13 protein-coding genes are annotated in these 17,503 nt (G+C 65.0%); 9 read left to right on the forward strand and 4 right to left on the reverse strand.

What is annotated here, in order from left to right; genetic code table 11:
- Positions 1–66 precede the first annotated feature (66 nt).
- The 7 genes from QBK88_RS00595 (at position 67) to QBK88_RS00625 (ending at position 9,004) form a co-directional block, all read left to right on the forward strand.
- Positions 67–2,331 (forward strand): heavy metal translocating P-type ATPase, encoded by a 2,265-nt coding sequence (locus QBK88_RS00595; RefSeq protein WP_277960492.1) that lies wholly within the window; start codon positions 67–69, stop codon positions 2,329–2,331.
- A 10-nt stretch (positions 2,332–2,341) separates the two neighbouring features.
- Entirely contained in the window at positions 2,342–3,205 is an 864-nt protein-coding gene (locus QBK88_RS00600) for a LysR family transcriptional regulator (protein ID WP_268147367.1), read from the forward strand.
- 154 nt (positions 3,206–3,359) lie between these two features.
- Complete coding sequence (locus QBK88_RS00605; RefSeq protein ID WP_277960493.1) at positions 3,360–4,421, forward strand: putative 2-aminoethylphosphonate ABC transporter ATP-binding protein; 1,062 nt, start codon at positions 3,360–3,362, stop codon at positions 4,419–4,421.
- 13 nt (positions 4,422–4,434) lie between these two features.
- The gene (locus tag QBK88_RS00610; RefSeq protein WP_445764874.1) at positions 4,435–6,144 is read left to right on the forward strand and encodes a putative 2-aminoethylphosphonate ABC transporter permease subunit; all 1,710 of its coding nucleotides are present in this window, start codon (positions 4,435–4,437) and stop codon (positions 6,142–6,144) included.
- A 48-nt stretch (positions 6,145–6,192) separates the two neighbouring features.
- Entirely contained in the window at positions 6,193–7,218 is a 1,026-nt protein-coding gene (locus tag QBK88_RS00615) for a putative 2-aminoethylphosphonate ABC transporter substrate-binding protein (RefSeq protein ID WP_277960495.1), read from the forward strand.
- A 74-nt stretch (positions 7,219–7,292) separates the two neighbouring features.
- Positions 7,293–8,447: a TIGR03364 family FAD-dependent oxidoreductase gene (locus QBK88_RS00620; protein WP_277960496.1), complete on the forward strand. Its 1,155-nt coding sequence runs from the start codon at positions 7,293–7,295 to the stop codon at positions 8,445–8,447.
- Positions 8,444–9,004 (forward strand): phosphonate degradation HD-domain oxygenase, encoded by a 561-nt coding sequence (locus QBK88_RS00625; RefSeq protein WP_277960497.1) that lies wholly within the window; start codon positions 8,444–8,446, stop codon positions 9,002–9,004. Before QBK88_RS00620 ends, QBK88_RS00625 begins: the two co-directional genes overlap by 4 nt.
- An 87-nt stretch (positions 9,005–9,091) precedes the next feature.
- Here QBK88_RS00625 and QBK88_RS00630 read toward each other — a convergent pair whose 3' ends face one another.
- Together QBK88_RS00630 and QBK88_RS00635 are read right to left on the reverse strand one after the other, a co-directional pair.
- A complete protein-coding gene (locus QBK88_RS00630; RefSeq protein ID WP_277960498.1) occupies positions 9,092–10,447 on the reverse strand; it encodes a DUF3482 domain-containing protein in 1,356 nt (451 codons plus the stop codon).
- A complete protein-coding gene (locus tag QBK88_RS00635; protein WP_277960499.1) occupies positions 10,431–11,804 on the reverse strand; it encodes a DUF2868 domain-containing protein in 1,374 nt (457 codons plus the stop codon). Before QBK88_RS00635 ends, QBK88_RS00630 begins: the two co-directional genes overlap by 17 nt.
- A gap of 71 nt (positions 11,805–11,875) precedes the next feature.
- Here QBK88_RS00635 and QBK88_RS00640 point away from each other — a divergent pair, with 71 nt between their 5' ends.
- Complete coding sequence (locus QBK88_RS00640; RefSeq protein ID WP_268147383.1) at positions 11,876–12,388, forward strand: dihydrofolate reductase; 513 nt, start codon at positions 11,876–11,878, stop codon at positions 12,386–12,388.
- Between the two features lie 77 nt (positions 12,389–12,465).
- Here QBK88_RS00640 and QBK88_RS00645 read toward each other — a convergent pair whose 3' ends face one another.
- Positions 12,466–13,857, reverse strand: a complete 1,392-nt coding sequence (locus tag QBK88_RS00645; RefSeq protein ID WP_268147385.1) for an L-cystine transporter — start codon at positions 13,855–13,857, stop codon at positions 12,466–12,468.
- A 247-nt stretch (positions 13,858–14,104) separates the two neighbouring features.
- Between QBK88_RS00645 and QBK88_RS00650 the strand changes: the two genes are divergently transcribed.
- Complete coding sequence (locus QBK88_RS00650; protein ID WP_277960500.1) at positions 14,105–15,160, forward strand: haloacid dehalogenase-like hydrolase; 1,056 nt, start codon at positions 14,105–14,107, stop codon at positions 15,158–15,160.
- Positions 15,161–15,270: 110 nt separating this feature from the next.
- On the opposite strand, the gene ilvD is transcribed toward QBK88_RS00650, so the two are convergent.
- A complete protein-coding gene (ilvD, locus tag QBK88_RS00655) occupies positions 15,271–17,112 on the reverse strand; it encodes a dihydroxy-acid dehydratase (protein ID WP_277960501.1) in 1,842 nt (613 codons plus the stop codon).
- Positions 17,113–17,503 lie beyond the last annotated feature (391 nt).

The raw sequence follows: 17,503 nt of genomic DNA on the forward strand, positions 1-17,503 counted from the left end.
GGTGCTTGACCCTATAGTGGCTACAGGGTGTTCACTTGGCAATAGGCACTTCTACGGACCTGACCAATGAGCCAGCCCACACACAGCCACAAGCACGACCACAAACACGACCATGAGCATGAGCATGAACACGCCCATGCTGCCGTGAGCCTTCACGCCAGCCATGACCATGGTGGCTGTTGCGCCAGCGAGGCGCCGGCCACTGTGCGCCTGGGCGCCAAGGCCAGCGCCGATGCGCGGCTCAGCCGGTTCCGCATCGAGCAGATGGACTGCCCTACCGAGCAGACACTGATCCAGAACCGCCTGGGCAAGCTGGCCGGGGTCGAGGAACTGCAGTTCAACCTGATCAACCGGGTGCTGGGTGTGCGCCATGCCCTGGCCGATGACAAAGCGATCGTCGCGGCTATCGCCGACCTGGGCATGCAGGCCGAACCATTGGACGGCGAAAGGGCCGGCGCTGCCAGCATCCCCGTTCGCAAGCCCTGGTGGCCGCTGGCCTTGTCCGGGGTGGCGGCGGTTGCGGCCGAGGCTGCCCATTTCAGCGGCATGGTGCCGCAATGGGGGATCGCCGGGCTGGCCTTGCTGGCCATCGTCAGCGGTGGCCTGGGTACCTACAAGAAGGGCTGGATTGCCCTGAAGAACCGCAACCTGAACATCAACGCCCTGATGAGCATCGCCGTGACGGGTGCATTGCTGATCGGCCAGTGGCCCGAGGCGGCCATGGTGATGTTCCTGTTCACCGTGGCCGAATTGATCGAAGCTCGCTCCCTGAGCCGGGCGCGCAACGCCATCGGCAGCCTGCTGCAACTGACCCCCGAGCGGGCCACGGTGCGCCAGGCGGACGGTCAATGGGCCGAACAGCAAGCCAAGGATATCGCGCTGGACGCCGTGGTGCGGGTACGCCCCGGCGAGCGCATCGCCCTGGATGGCGAGGTGGTGACGGGGCAATCCAGTGTCGATCAGGCCGCCATCACCGGTGAAAGTCTGCCGGTGGAGAAAACCGTGGGCGACAAGGTGTTCGCCGGTACCATCAACCAGGCGGGCGCCTTGGAGTACCGGGTAACCGCGTTGGCGGATAATTCGACCCTGGCGCGCATCATTCACGCCGTGGAACAGGCCCAGGGTGCCCGGGCGCCGACCCAGCGCTTTGTGGATAACTTCTCCCGCTACTACACGCCCGCGGTATTCGCCCTGGCGTTGGCCGTGGCGGTGCTGCCACCGTTGTTTATGGCCGGTACCTGGTTCGACTGGATCTACCGCGCGCTGGTGCTGCTGGTGGTCGCGTGCCCGTGCGCCCTGGTCATCTCGACGCCGGTGACCATCGTCAGCGGCCTGGCCGCGGCGGCGCGCAAGGGCATCCTGATCAAAGGGGGGGTGCACCTGGAAGGGGGGCACCGTCTGGACTACCTGGCGCTGGACAAGACTGGCACCTTGACCCATGGCAAGCCCGTGCAGACCGATTTCGTACCCCTGAAGGCTGCATTCGCCACGCATGCCGAGCAGATCGCCGCCAGCCTGGCCGCGCGCTCCGACCATCCGGTGTCCCAGGCCATAGCCCGGCCGGCGCTGGAGGCGGGTGACGCGTTGCTGGAAGTGGCCGACTTGCAGGCCCTGACTGGCCGCGGCGTGCGGGGCAGCATCGAGGGCCAGGTCTACCACCTGGGCAACCATCGCCTGGTGGAAGAGTTGGGCCTTTGCTCGCCGGCACTGGAAACGCAGCTCGACAGCCTGGAGCGTCAGGGCAAGAGCGTGGTGGTGCTGCTGGACGCCAGCGGCCCACTGGCCTTCTTCGCCGTGGCCGATACCGTGCGCGACACCAGCCGTGAGGCCATAGCCCAGCTGCATGCCCTGGGCATCAAGACGGTGATGCTGACCGGGGACAACCCGCACACGGCCGAGGCAATCGCCGCCCAGGTGGGCATCGACGAAGCCCGGGGCAACCTGTTGCCAGCCGACAAGCTGCAGGCCATCGAAGCCCTTTATGCCCAAGGCCACCGCGTGGGCATGGTTGGCGATGGCATCAATGACGCGCCGGCCCTGGCCCGTGCCGAACTGGGCTTTGCCATGGCCGCGGCGGGCACCGACACCGCCATCGAGACGGCCGACGTGGCGCTGATGGACGACGACTTGCGTAAAATACCCGCGTTCGTCAGGCTCTCGCGCCAGACTCGGGCGATACTGATGCAGAATATCGTGCTCGCCCTGGTGATCAAAGCCGTGTTTCTGGGCATGACCTTCGCGGGTCTGGCGACGATGTGGATGGCGGTGTTCGCCGACATGGGCGTCAGTCTGCTGGTGGTTTTCAACGGTTTGAGGCTGTTGCGCAAGTAAGAGGGTGGTGATGCTCAGTGCCGAGCTGAAGGCGTTCTACATGGTGGCCCGGCTGGGCAGCATTACCCTGGCGGCGAAGAAGCTGGGGCTCAGCCAGCCGACGGTGACCACCCAGATCCGCCATCTGGAGAGCCAGTACGCGGTAGAGCTGTTCTACCGCGGTGGCAGGCGCCTGACCCTCAGCGACGACGGCGTCCGGCTGTTGCCGATGGTCAAGACACTGTTGCAGCAGGAAGCCGACATCGAGTTCTTCCTGCGCAACAGTGGGCAGGCCGAAGGCGCGCTGCGCATCGCTGCCACGGCGCCGTACTACATCCTCGACCTGGTGAAGATATTCCGTCAGCGCCTGCCGCAGGTGGAGGTGTCCATGGAAATCGGCAACTCCCAGCAGGTGCTGGAGATGCTGGAAGACTACCGGGTCGATATCGCCGCCTCGTCCCAATTGCTGGAAGACACCCGCCTGGTGCGCCGGGTGCTTGGCACCGACCCGCTGGTGCTGGCCGTGCACCGCAGCCACCCACTGGCCGTGCACGGCCAGGTGCCCCTGAGCGCCCTGGCCGGGCAGTGCCTGCTGGTGCGTGAGCGCGGCTCGACCACCCGGAGCCTGACCGAGGCGTGGTTGAAAAACGAACAGGTCAACTACGGCACCTTGCTGGAGATCGGTAGCCGCGAGTCCATTCGTGAAGCGGTGCTGCGCAACATCGGCATCAGCCTGATTGCCCGCCACGAAGTGCCGCACAACCCCGACCTCAAGGTGTTGACCATCGACAATGCGCCGGTGATGCACGAGTACCTGTACTGCCTGAAGGAACGCCGTCAGGCGCGCTTGCCTGCGGCCTTTCTGGGTTTGGCGCAGGAAGTATCGGCGCTCTGATCCGCACGCAGCTGCTTCACTCGCGGGGGACAGCGCCCGGTCACGGCTACAACCCAAATCCGCCAATACCACTATCGGCAGCTTTTGCCTTACTGCCACAGCAGGTTAGCAATCGCTGCCTAGGATGAGCCCATCTGCTCGATGAGGTCCGTCCATGAACACTATCAACACCCCCGGCGCCCGCATGGCCGTGCGCGGCATTCACAAGCGTTTCGGGGCTTTCACGGCGCTCGACGACGTGTCCCTGGACGTCGCCGCCGGTGAACTGGTGTGCCTGCTGGGGCCCTCGGGTTGTGGCAAGACCACGCTGCTGCGCTGCATCGCCGGCCTGGAGCGCCAGGACCGAGGCCAGTTGTTCATCGGCGACCGCGACGTCTCCCTGTTGCCGCCCCAGGCCCGGGACTACGGCATTCTGTTCCAGTCCTACGCACTGTTTCCCAACCTCAGCGTGGAAGCCAACATCGCCTATGGCCTGGCGGGGCTGAGCCGTGAGGAAACCCGCAAGCGCGTGGGCGATATGCTGGAACTGGTGGGCCTGCTGGGCAGCGAAAGGAAATTCCCCGGCCAGTTGTCCGGCGGCCAGCAACAGCGCGTGGCGCTGGCTCGCGCCTTGGCGCCGGCACCATCGTTGCTGCTGCTGGATGAACCGATGTCGGCGCTGGACGCTCGAGTCCGCGAGCACCTGTGCACCGAGCTGCGCCAGTTGCAGCGCCAGTTGGGTATCACCACGCTGATGGTTACCCACAATCAGGACGAGGCCATGCTGATGGCCGACCGCATTGCCGTGATGAACAATGGTCAGGTCGAGCAATACGCCAGCGCCCAGGAAATCTACGACAAACCCGCCACCCCGTTCGTCGCCGAGTTCGTCGGGCAGGGCAACTGGCTGCCATTCCAGCGCAGCAGCGACAGCCATGCACGTGTCGGCGGCATGGACATGCGCCTGGCCCCGGATGCCAGCCGCGCCCATAGCGGCCGGCTGTTCTGTCGCCCGGAAGCCATCAGCGTGAACCCCACCGTGCACGAGGAAAACCTGTTCCCGGCCCGCGTGCGGGAAATCACTTTCCTGGGCAACCGCTGCCGCATGAGCTTTGAGTTCAACCAGTTCCCCGGCCATGCGCTGCTGGCCGAAGTGGCGCCCGAATCAATGCCGCGCCTGGGTAGCCCCGACATCTGGGTAGCCTTGCCACCGCGCAGCCTTCAGGTGTTTGCCTGAGATGGCCGCGCCAATGAGCCTGCCAGTGGCCAATGCCAAGGTGCCGGCGCAGTCGTCCTCGGGCGCGCTGGGTGACCGGTTGTTCGTGGTCGGCGGCAAGTTGCTGTTGCTGGCCTTCCTCTGCGTCGCGGTTCTGATGCCGTTGCTGGCCATTTTCTGGCGTGGGTTTACGCCGGTCGCTGGCGGCGGATGGATGGCGGCGAAGGAACTGCTGGCCAGTGATAATTTCCACTGGTTGTTGGGCAACAGCCTCAAGGTTTCTTTCAGTGTGGCTGGCATTGTGGTGCCGGTCGCCTACCTGTTCGCCTACGCCCTGCAGCGCACATTGATCCCCGGCAAGGCCGTATGGCGCGGCATCTCCCTACTGCCGCTGCTGGCCCCATCGATGCTCCCGGGCATCGCGCTGGTCTACCTGTTCGGCAACCAGGGCTGGCTGCGCGGGCTGGTAGCCGACAACATCTACGGGTTCTGGGGGATTGTGCTGGGGGAGGCGATCTACACCTTTCCCCATGCGCTGATGATCCTGCTGTCGGCGCTGTCACTGGCCGATGCCCGGCTGTTCGATGCCGCTTCCAGCATGGGGGCCAGCCCGTGGCGTGCCTACCGCAGCATTACCTGGCCGGCCACCCGCCAGGCAGTGTTCGCAGCGTTCTGCCTGGTGTTTACCCTGACCATCACTGACTTTGGTGTGCCGGTAGTGGTGGGGGGCGACTACCAGGTGCTGGCACTGGAGGCCTACAAGGCCGTGGTCGGGCAGCAGCAGTTCGGCCGCGGTGCGCTGATCGGTATGGTCCTGCTGTTGCCCGCGCTGTTGAGCTTTGCGGTTGACGCCTGGCTGCGCCGCCGCCATGGCGAGGCCATGAGCGGCCGCGCCCAGGTGTTTCGCCCGGCGCCATCGAGGCTGCGCGACGGCTGCTACCTGGCCTTGGTGTTGCTGGTCTGCGCTGCCTTGCTGCTGGTGGTGGGCATGGCGGTGTACTCGTCGCTGGTGAAGTTCTGGCCCTACAACCTGTCGCTGTCGCTGGTGCATTACCGGTTCGATACCACCGCCGGCGGTGGCTGGCTGGCCTACAGCAACAGCGTGAAGATGGCCCTTGGCACAGCCTTGATCGGCAGCGCGGTGATCTTCACCGGCGCCTACCTGATGGAAAAAACCCAGGGCCTGCGCCGCCTGAACCTGCTGCTGCGCCTGCTCAGTTTCGTGCCGATGGCCGTGCCGGGCCTGGTACTGGGGCTGGGCTACGTCTTCTTCTTCAACCTGGGCGGCAACCCGCTGCACGTGTTCTACGGGACCATGACCCTGCTGGTGGTGTGCACCATCGCCCATTACATGACCACCGCGCAGATGACCGCCACCACTGCCCTGCGCCAGCTGGACGGCGAATTCGAAGCGGCGGCGCTGTCGCTCAAGGCGCCGCTGTACCGGCACTACCTGCGGGTGACGGTGCCGATCTGCCTGCCGGCGCTGCTGGACATCATCCGCTACCTGTTCGTGTCGGCGATGACCACGGTGTCGGCGGCCATCTTCCTCTACAGCCCCGACACCATCCTGGCAGCGGTGGCGGTACTGAACATGGACGACGCCGGCAATGTCGGCGGCGCGGCGGCCATGTCCACTTTGATCCTGCTGACCTCGGCGGCGGTGTCCGTGCTGCTGGCCTGGGCCTCACGCGGCCTGTTGCGCCGCTCCCAGGCCTGGCGCCAGGGCGCACCTGGCCACTGATCGATTGCTGCAAACCACACTGACCTCCACTGACTCAGGAAACGCACCATGTTCAAGCCACTTGCTCTTGTCGCTGCCGTTGTTGCCGCTTTCAGCCTGCAGGCCAGCGCAGCCAATACCCAACTGACCGTATACACGGCCCTGGAGCCAGAGCAACTGACCACCTACAAAGAGGCATTCGAGAAGGCCAACCCGGACATCGAGATCAAGTGGGTGCGTGACTCCACCGGCATCGTCACTGCCAAACTGCTGGCTGAAAAGGACCGGCCGCAGGCTGATGCCGTGTGGGGCCTGGCGGCTTCCAGCCTGGCGATTCTCGACCAGCAGGGCATGCTCCAGGCTTATTCGCCCCGGGACCTGGGCAAGATCGGCGCGAACTACCGCGACGCCGCCAACCCGCCGAAGTGGGTGGGCATGGACGTATGGGCCGCCACCATCTGCTTCAACACCGTGGAAGCCGAGAAGCAGGGCCTGCCCAGGCCGGTGAGCTGGCAGGACCTGACCAAACCCGAGTACAAGGGCAAGATCGTGATGCCCAACCCGGCGTCCTCGGGCACCGGTTTCCTGGACGTGAGCGCCTGGTTGCAGACCTACGGCGAGCAGCAGGGCTGGGCATACATGGATGGGCTGCACCAGAACATCGGCCAGTACGTTCATTCCGGCTCCAAGCCATGCAAGCTGGCGGCTTCGGGTGAGTTTCCGATTGGCATCTCGTTCGAATACCCCGCCGTGCAGCTCAAGCGCCAGGGCGCGCCGCTGGACATCATCCTGCCCAAAGAAGGCCTGGGGTGGGAGATCGAAGCCACGGCGGTGATCAAGGGGACGCCGCATGAAGAGGCGGCAAAGAAGCTGGCCGACTTCTCCGCCAGCCCCGCGGCCATGGCGCTGTACAAGGAAAACTTCGCCGTGCTGGCCCAGCCGGGCATCGCCAAGCCGCAGACCGAACTGCCCGCCGACTATGAGCAACGCCTGATCAAGAACGACTTTGGCTGGGCCTCGAAAAACCGCGACAGCATCCTCGCTGAATGGCGCAAGCGCTACGACGGCAAGTCCGAGAAGGTTGCCGCCCAATAACTCGCCTTGTGGGCCGGCACACAGGTGATCCCTGTGTGCCGTACATGCGGTACGTCTTCATGCAAGGAAAGGACATGACTCAACACAGCGACATGCTCATCGTCGGTGCCGGCATCCTGGGCCTGTCCCATGCCTACGCCGCCGTCAGGCGCGGCCTGAAGGTGCGGGTATTCGAGCGCAGTTCGACGCCCCTGGGCGCTTCGGTGCGCAACTTCGGCCAGGCGCTGGTCACCGGCCAACCCGTGGGCCAGATGCACCAGTTGGCCAAGGCCAGCCGTGGCCTGTGGGCGCACTGGGCCGAACAGGCCGGGTTTGCCTTGAAGCGCCACGGCTCGCTGCTGTTTGCCCGCAACGCGCTCGAACACCAACTGCTGGAAAGCTTCTGCGCCGAACGTGCCGAGCAGCACGGTTACAGGGTCGAGCTGCTGCAAGGTGAGGCGCTGAACAAGCTGTACGGCGGGCAATTCCGCCACCACCACGCGGCGCTGCTAGGGCTGGACGACCAGCAGCTGTATTCGCGCGAAGCCATCCCTGCACTGGTGGCGTTCCTGCGCGGGCAAGGCGTGGAGTTTCACTTTTCCACCCTGGTGCGCGATGTGGAGCCGGGGCGTCTGCGCAGTACCGCCGGCACCTTCACCGGTACGCACATCGTGGTGTGTTCGGGGCACGACTACCAGACCCTGCTCAGTGACGCCATGGCCGCCCTTGAACCCCAGGTGTGCCGCCTGCAGATGCTGCGCGTACGCCCGCAGTTCGAGCTGGACCTGCAACAGTCCGTGCTCACCGGCCTGAGCTGCCTGCATTACGGCGCTTTCGACGGCCTGCCGGAGACCGAAGCGCTGCGGGCGCAGGTCCGCAGGGACACGCCTCACCTGGTCGAGCAAGGTATCCACCTGTTGGTCAGCCCCACGCCATACCGCGAATTGATCATCGGCGACTCGCACCACTATGGCCGTGACGCCTCGCCCTTCAACGCCGAACAGGTAGACGACTGGATGATTGAACTGGCCGAACAGACCCTGGGCGGCAGACTCAAGGTGGTCGAGCGTTGGCAGGGCGTGTACGGCGCCAAGGGCCGCCGACCGTTTTCGCTGCTGCGGGTAGCGCCGGGCCTGAGTTCGGCCCTGATGCACACTGGCGTGGGCATGAGCGTGGGCCCGGCGCTGGGCGAGCGGAACGTCGCCGACCTGCTGGGCGAAGCGCCCCATGGCCTGCAGGTACTGGAATGACCCGTGCCGAACAGCGAGTACGGGACGTGTTCGCACTGTATGAGCGCCATGGTGACAGCGACTACATTGGCGAACCGGTGTCGCAGCTCGAACACATGTCCCAGGCGGCGCAGCTGGCCATGGCCGAAGGCTTCGATGATGAAGTGGTGCTAGCGGCTTTTTTTCACGATATAGGGCATATCTGCGCCGATCAGGTGGAGAACATGGGCGGTTACGGCGTGGTCAGCCACGAGCGCCTGGGCGCTGATTATCTGCGCCGCCAAGGCTTCAGTGAGCGCCTGGCGAAGCTGGTGGAGTACCACGTCCAGGCCAAGCGTTACCTGACCCTGCGTGAATCGGGCTATTACCAGCGCCTGAGCGAAGCCAGCCGGCGTACCCTGGAGTATCAGGGTGGTGTAATGAGCACTGAAGAGGCCGACGCCTTCGAACGCGACCCGCTGTGCCAGGCCAGCCTGCGCTTGCGACACTGGGACGAAGCAGCCAAGCGCCCCGATGTACCGGTGCTGGACCTGGAGCTGCTGAAGGCCAAGGCCACCACCCTGCTCAATGGCCCGTAGCAGCGGACTTGGCCGCGTCACGAACGCCGCGCAGCATCAGGCCTACCTCCGTACCGCCGACATGGCCCGGAATGGCCCGGACCGCTGCTACAGCTGCGCGGCCAGGCGTTCGAGCTGTTCCTGGCGCTCTGCCTGGTTCAGGCGTGGGTGGGGGTTCAGAGACGACCACTGCGGGTGGGCGCGGGCCTTGCTCAGTGCGTCAGGCAGCTTACCCTCGCGCCAGGTCTGGTCCTGGGGCGTGGCCACTTCGATGCTGCCCATGGCGGCGTGGCCGCGGTTCTCCAGAGCCTGCAGCAACTGGCGTTGACGCAGGGCCAGCAGGCGCAGCACGTTATCGTCCACGGTCAGCTCGCGCTGGCCTTTGAGTTTGCCCAGCAGTCGCCCGCCATAGCCACGGCTGGTCTGCAGCAAGCCACCGGCGATGGCACCCGCCAAGGCGGCCAGGCCCAGGGTGATACCGCCCGCCAGCAAGTCCACCCCGGCCCCGGCGGCCGCGCCGGCCGCTATGCCGCCACCCACCTTTACCCCCAGTTGCTTGAGGGTTTCCGGGTTGAACAGGTCATCGCCCCAGCGTCCGTCCAGTAGCGGCAGGTTGCTGGCCGTGGCGTCCTCCTGGCGGAACGCATAGCGCTTGAGCAGCGCCTGCACGCACTTCTGCTCGCGCTGGCGCACGGCTTCGCGCAGCTGTTGAATGGCGTCGTGTGGCTCACCGGCCACGCTGCGCCGGCACGCGGCGCAGTCGATCAGCAGTTCAGCGATCAGGCGCAGGGCCGCCTGCTGACGCGCGAGGCGCTGTTTGCGCTGGTCTTCGATCAGGCGTTGCAGGGCCGGCCGGGCGTGTTCCAGCAACAGCGCCAGGCTTTCATACAGGCGCTGTTCGCCATCCTGCGGCGGCGCCACGCTATCGAAACGTACCAGTGCATGCAGCCCCAGGCGTGCCAGTGCCTCGCGCCACTGGGCTTCGCGATGGCCGGGACTGCTGACGAAGTTGAGCACCGGCAGCAACGGTTTGCCGCAACCGTTGAGCACCTCCAGTTCATCGCGGTACTTGGCCAGTACCGGTTCACGGGCGTCGATCACATACAGGCCGGCGTCGCTGGCCAGCAACTGGCGCAGCACCTTGGCCTCCTGTTCGAAACGCTGGCGCGCTTCGCTGCCCTGCAGAAAACGCTCGGTGCGCGCCGGGCCGTCCAGCCGTTCACCGGGGCGGTCCAGGCGTTCCAGGTAATCGAGCAGGGCGATGGCGTCTTCCAGGCCTGGGGTGTCGTAGAGTTCCAGCAGCGGTTCGCCGTCCACCGACAGCCGCGCACCTTCCACATGGCGGGTGGTGCTGGGGCGGTGCGACACCTCGCCGAAGCCCGCGTCGCGGGTCAGGGTGCGCAGCAGCGAAGTCTTGCCGACATTGGTGTGGCCGACCACGGCCAGCTTAAGAGGCTTGGTCATGGCCAGTCTCCAACCAGTTCAGGGGCGCGTGCTCCACCACCGGCAGGCCCAGGGCATCCAGCGCGTGATGCCAGTCGGCCAGGCGGTGGGCGTCCAGTTGCTGCCCAGGTGGCGCAGGCAACAGCCAGACCCGGGTGCGCCCGGCGCTGCGTGCCAGTTCGGCAATCAGGCCCAGGCTGCCACGGTCAGGGGAGCGACGCGGGTCGCAGGCAATCGCCAGGCGCGCGGCCGGGTAGCGGGCAAGCTGGTCCAGCAGGCGGCGTCGGGATTCGCGGCTGTCGAGGATACCGGCATTACCGACAGTGGCCGGCAGGGCGGGCGGCCAGGGTTGCTGGTCATCCAGCTCCAGGCCGACCAGCAGCGCGCCATCGGTATGTTCCCCGGTGTGGGCGGCGGTGACCTGGTGCAACTGTTCCGGGGCTTGATCGTTGACGCCCAGGCGCTCGCTGCTGGGCATCAGTTGTTCGCGCAGGTCACTGTAGCCAGGCAGGGTCAGGTCCAGATCCAGATGAGCGCGGCCCAGGCGCCACCGCGCCCAGCACGCCACAGCCAGCAGCAGTCGCGGTGCAATGCCGAACACCAGCAATACCCCTACCAGCCAGCCTGCCCAGGCCTGGCGGGCGCTGTCGATGGCCAGCGCACTGTCGCCGCTGGCGCGAATGGTGGCGACGTCCGGCACGTTGAAGCCGAGCAGGGCGGGCAGGGTGCCCAAGCCACGGGTCAGGGCCACGAAGGTGTCTGCGCTGAGGATAGTGGTTTCCCAGACGAAGCCGTAGCGCCGTGTGGCCAGCATCAGCAGCAGCACCACCAGGGCACTGCTCAGGGCCAGCAACCACAGGCCGTTGACCAGGGCACCCAGCACCCAGCGGTTGAGGCGCCGGCGTTGCAGCAGCAGAATGAGTGCCGGGCCCAGGTGTACAGCGTTGGCATCACGGGCCAGGCGGGAACTGAGCCACATCCACAAGCGGCCAAGGCTGGCGCTGTGCTCGCCCGCCAGCAGCAACCCGCTGGCCCAGCCCAACAGCAGTAGCCAGTTCAGGCCCAGCAGGCTGCCCAGCGCCCAGAACACATTGACCGGGCCGCTGCCCAGGGCGGCGAACGCCAGCCCTGCGCCGCTGACCACGACCAGCACGGCCAGCAGCATGACACTCAGCCGCGCACCCTGCTTCCAATGCTTCAGGGCCGTCAGCAGGCCGTCGCGCTCCGCCAGCCACAGCGCTCGATGTTCTACCCGCGCCGCAAGCTCGCCACCTTGCTGACGGGCGCGGCGGTTGGCCTCCTGGTCGTCCAGGGGGCCGGCCTGCTCTTCGCGCAGGCGTATGGCTTCGGTGAGCCAGAGTCTGTCCAGTGCTGTCACGCCACCATCCATTGATCGAACCAGCCAAGAGCATAACCCAGCCAGGCCCTGGGCTCTGCTATCCTCGCGGCATGAAAAACACACTCCCCCTCAGCCTGATCGCGGCGCTCGCCGAGAACCGCGTCATCGGCATAGACAACACCATGCCCTGGCACCTGCCGGGTGATTTCAAATACTTCAAGGCCACCACCCTGGGCAAGCCGATCATCATGGGCCGCAAGACCTGGGATTCTCTCGGCCGGCCACTGCCGGGGCGCCTGAACATCGTGGTCAGCCGCCAGGCCGGGCTGGTGCTGGAAGGCGCCGAGGTGTACCCGTCGCTGGAGGCCGCCATCGAGCGCGCCGAGGCGTGGGCCCAGGCTAACGGTGCGCAGGAACTGATGTTGATCGGGGGGGCGCAGTTGTATGCCCTGGGCCTTGAACAGGCCGACCGCCTGTACCTGACCCGCGTGGCCGCGCGCCCCGAAGGCGATGCGTTCTTCCCTGAATATGACCAGAGCCAGTGGCTGCTGGCGTCCAACACCGAAAACCCTGCCGTGGGCGACGCCCCGGCCTACGCCTTCGAAGTCTGGGACCGCCGCTGAGCCCCTGACGCGTTGCAAGCCACACACCTCGTGGCAGCGGACCTGGCCGCGTCGGCGTTCGTGGCGCGGCCAGTTGTTCAGCGGTGAGCGAGCTCGGCGTGTTCGTCGGTGTCCAGCACGGCACGGTCGGTCTGCTTGAGCACCTGGCTGGCAATGGTGCCAGCGGTCATCGAGCCACTGACGTTCAACGCCGTGCGGCCCATGTCGATCAGCGGCTCTACCGAAATCAGCAACGCCACCAGTGATACCGGCAAGCCCATGGCCGGCAGCACGATCAGCGCGGCGAAGGTCGCGCCGCCGCCCACGCCGGCCACGCCGGCCGAGCTCAGGGTCACGATGGCGACCAGGGTAGCGATCCACAGCGGGTCCAACGGGTTGATGCCCACGGTGGGCGCGACCATCACCGCCAGCATTGCCGGGTACAGGCCCGCGCAACCGTTTTGGCCGATGGTGGCGCCAAATGATGCAGCAAAGCTGGCGATCGATTGCGGGATGCCCAGGCGCAAGGTCTGCGCTTCGATGCTCAACGGGATCGAAGCAGCGCTGGAGCGGCTGGTGAACGCGAACGTCAGCACTGGCCACACTTTGCGGAAGAACCGCAGGGGGTTGACCCCGGCGATGCTCAGCAGCAGACCGTGAACCATGAACATCAGCGTCAGGCCGATATACGACACCAGCACAAAGCTGCCCAGCTTGATGATGTCCTGCAGGTTGGAGCTGGCAACCACCTTGGCCATCAGCGCGAGCACGCCATAGGGTGTCAGCTTCATCACCAGGCGCACCAGGCGGGTGACCCAGGCTTGCAGGGTTTCGATGGCCGTGACCACGCGAGCGCCTTTGTCGGCGTCATCCTTGAGCAATTGCAGCGCGGCGACGCCCAGGAACGCGGCGAAGATCACGACGCTGATGATCGAGGTGGGCTTGGCCCGCGCCAGGTCGGCCACCGGGTTCTGCGGCACGAACGACAACAGCAACTGCGGGATGCTGAGGTCGCTGACCTTGCCCACGTAGTCGTTCTGGATCGCCTGCATGCGCGCGGCTTCCTGGGTGCCTGCGACCAGGCCGTCGGCGGTCAGGCCGAACAGATTGGTCAGGCCCACGCCGATCAGCGCGGCGATCAGGGTGGTGAACAGCAGCACGCCAATAGTCAGGAAGCTGATCTTGCCCAGGGAAGAGGCGTTGTGCAGCCGCGCCACGGCGCTGAGGATCGAGGCGAAGATCAGCGGCATGACGATCATCTGCAGCAACTGTACGTAGCCGTTGCCCACCAGGTCGAGCCAGGTGATGGTGGTCTTGAGCAGTGGGTTGCCCTGGCCGTAGATGGCGTGCAGGGCGCTGCCGAACAGCACGCCCAGCACCAGGCCGATCAACACTTTTTTGGCCAGGCTGAACGAGGTACGAGCGGTTTGCGCCAGGCCCAGCAGCAGGGCCAGGAACACCAGCAGGTTGAGAAGCAAGGGCAGATTCATTGAAGCTCCAGGTGAAAGGTTTCCAGGCGAGTGCGCCTCTGGTGGGCGCTGGCCAACCCGAAACTCTAACACCCTGAATTTTCTGTCATTTATACCAAGTTCGCATGTGCATAGTCGTTTCTGGAATAAGCCAGGGTCGTTCATGGGTAAGCCCATGGCGCGATTCAGTGCCTGGCGGTCGCCTGCAGGCGAGATCTGTCATGAGTATTTGCTACGGTCCACCGGATCTCACTGGGGAGCACCACCGATGAAGCCACTGCGCAACCTGCTTGCCGTCACCCTTGGCCTGGCGCTGGCCAGCCCTGTCTTCGCCACCGACCTCAAGCACTGGCCCGCGGCACAGGCCAAACAGCTCGACGCAATGATTGCCGCCAATGCGAACAAGGGCAATTACGCGGTGTTCGACATGGACAACACCAGCTACCGCTACGATGTGGAAGAATCCCTGCTTCCTTACCTGGAAAACAAGGGGATTCTGACCCGCGAGAAGCTCGACCCATCGCTGAAGCTGATTCCCTTCAAGGACACCGCCGAGCACAAGGAAAGCCTGTTCAGCTACTACTACCGCCTGTGTGAAGTCGACGACATGGTCTGCTACCCCTGGGTGGCCCAGGTGTTTTCCGGTTTCACCCTGCAGCAGCTCAAGGGCTACGTGGATGACATGATGGCGTCAGGCAAACCCATTCCGACCACGTATTTCGATGGTGACGTGGTCAAGAAGATGGATGTCGAGCCGCCCAAAGTCTTCACCGGTCAGGCCGAGCTGTACAACAAGCTGATGGAAAACGGCATCGACGTGTACGTGGTGACGGCTGCTTCCGAGGAGCTGGTGCGCATGATCGCTGCCGACCCCAAGTACGGCTATAACGTAAAGCCGCAGAACGTGATTGGCGTGACCACTTTGCTCAAAGACCCCAAGACCGGCGAGTTGACCACCGCGCGCAAGCAGATCGCAGCGGGCAAGTATGACCCCAAGGCGAACATGAGCCTGGAAGTGACGCCGTACCTGTGGACCCCGGCCACCTGGATGGCGGGCAAGCAGGCAGCGATCCTGACCTATATCGACCAGTGGAAAAAGCCGGTGCTGGTGGGGGGCGACACTCCGTCGAGCGACGGCTACATGCTGTTCCACAGCGTGGACGTGGCCAAGGGCGGTGTGCACCTGTGGGTGAACCGCAAGGCCAAGTACATGGACCAGCTCAATGGCATGATCAGCCAGAACGCGGCAGCGCAGGCCAAGGAAGGGTTGCCGGTGACGGCGGACAAGAACTGGGTGATCGTAAAGCCTGAGGAAATCCAGTAACCCTCGCTCCACGCGATCCCTCGCGGGACCGGGTGAAGCTCGGGCAGGCTGGTATTACGCGGTATCTGCTTCCCGAGTTTCGCCCGGTCCCACAGGGGGATGGCTAACGCTTACAGCCCGTCGAGCATTGCCTTGTTGCGCACCGCACCCTTGTCGGCACTGGTTGCCAGCAGGGCGTAGGCCTTCAGCGCGGTGGTCACCTTGCGTGGGCGCACTTCAACAGGCTTCCAGCCTTTCTTGTCCTGCTCGACGCGGCGGGCCGCCAGTTCTTCGTCGCTGACCAACAGGTTGATCGAGCGGTTCGGAATGTCGATCAGCACCTTGTCGCCATCCTGCACCAGGCCGATGGCACCGCCCGCGGCGGCTTCCGGCGAGGCGTGGCCGATGGAGAGGCCCGAGGTACCACCCGAGAAACGGCCGTCGGTCAGCAGGGCACAGGCTTTGCCCAGGCCCTTGGACTTCAGGTACGAAGTGGGGTACAGCATTTCCTGCATGCCCGGGCCGCCTTTCGGGCCTTCGTAACGGATGATGACTATGTCACCGGCTTTCACCTCGTCGGCCAGAATGCCGCGCACGGCGCTGTCCTGGCTTTCGAAGATCTTGGCGTTGCCTTCGAACACATGGATCGACTCATCCACGCCAGCGGTTTTCACCACGCAGCCGTCCAGAGCGATGTTGCCGTACAGCACGGCCAGGCCGCCTTCCTTCGAATAAGCGTGCTCGAAACTGCGGATGCAACCGTTTTCGCGGTCGTCGTCCAGGGTCTCCCAGCGGGTCGACTGGCTGAAGGCGGTCTGGGTCGGGATACCGGCCGGGCCTGCCTTGAAGAAGTGGTGCACCGCTTCATCGCTGGTCTGGGTGATGTCCCACTTGGCGATGGCTTCTTCCATGCTGCGGCTGTGCACGGTGGGCAGGTCGGTGTGCAGCAGGCCACCACGGGCCAGCGAACCGAGGATGCTGAAGATGCCACCGGCACGGTGCACGTCTTCCATGTGGTACTTCTGGATGTTCGGCGCCACCTTGCACAGCTGCGGCACGCTGCGGGACAAGCGGTCGATGTCACGCAGGTCGAAGTCGATCTCGGCTTCCTGGGCGGCGGCCAGCAAGTGCAGGATGGTGTTGGTGGAGCCGCCCATGGCGATGTCCAGCATCATGGCGTTTTCGAACGCCTTGAAGTTGGCGATATTTCGCGGCAGTACCGACTCGTCGTTCTCGCCGTAATAACGCTGGCACAGCTCGACGATAGTGCGGCCGGCCTGCAGGAACAGCTGCTCGCGGTCGCTGTGGGTGGCCAGGGTGGAACCGTTGCCCGGCAGGGCCAGGCCCAGGGCCTCGGTCAGGCAGTTCATGGAATTGGCGGTGAACATGCCGGAGCACGAACCACAGGTAGGGCAGGCGCTGCGCTCGTACTCGGCGACCTTCTCGTCAGAAGCGCTGGAGTCGGCGGCGATGACCATGGCGTCTACCAGGTCCAGGCCGTGGCTGGCCAGTTTGGTCTTGCCGGCTTCCATCGGGCCGCCGGATACGAAGATCACCGGGATGTTCAGGCGCAGGGCGGCCATCAGCATGCCGGGGGTGATCTTGTCGCAGTTGGAGATGCACACGATGGCGTCGGCGCAGTGGGCATTGACCATGTATTCCACGGAGTCGGCGATGATCTCGCGGCTCGGCAGGGAGTACAGCATGCCGTCGTGGCCCATGGCGATGCCGTCATCGACCGCGATGGTGTTGAATTCCTTCGCCACACCACCGGCGCGTTCGATCTCGCGGGCAACCAGCTGGCCCAGGTCCTTCAGGTGCACGTGCCCCGGGACGAACTGGGTGAACGAGTTGGCGATGGCGATGATCGGCTTCTTGAAGTCGGCATCCTTCATCCCCGTGGCGCGCCACAGGGCGCGAGCGCCGGCCATGTTGCGGCCGTGGGTGGATGTTTTCGAACGATAGTCAGGCATGGAACACTCCGGGCGGCTAATCAGGTATCAGTAAGGGAGTGAGCTTCTCTTGTCCTTTGCAGCGGCGACAGGTAGCTGCCGTTGCGGATGAGGTCGGTGACGCCACAGGATCGCTGCGCGCTCGACCGGAGCTCATAAACCCGCCGGGGGATGATTGGCGATGAATAGGCCGATTCTACACCGCTGGCGGCGGGATGGAATGCCGAGACCGATCAGGGGCGGGCTTGTAGGACATTTCTGAATTTGCGTCAGTGGCTATTTTTGCCGCTGCACGCTGGCTACTATCCCTGCGCCGCATGTGCGGCCGACGAGAAATCACCCAATGGACCACCCCAGTTCAAGTTCCTTCGAGAACCCGATCCTGGCACCGACCGCAGCGGCGGCGGGCCTG

This window comes from Pseudomonas sp. RIT-To-2 (assembly GCF_029623465.1).
In the GTDB taxonomy this organism is placed as follows: domain Bacteria; phylum Pseudomonadota; class Gammaproteobacteria; order Pseudomonadales; family Pseudomonadaceae; genus Aquipseudomonas; species Aquipseudomonas silvicola.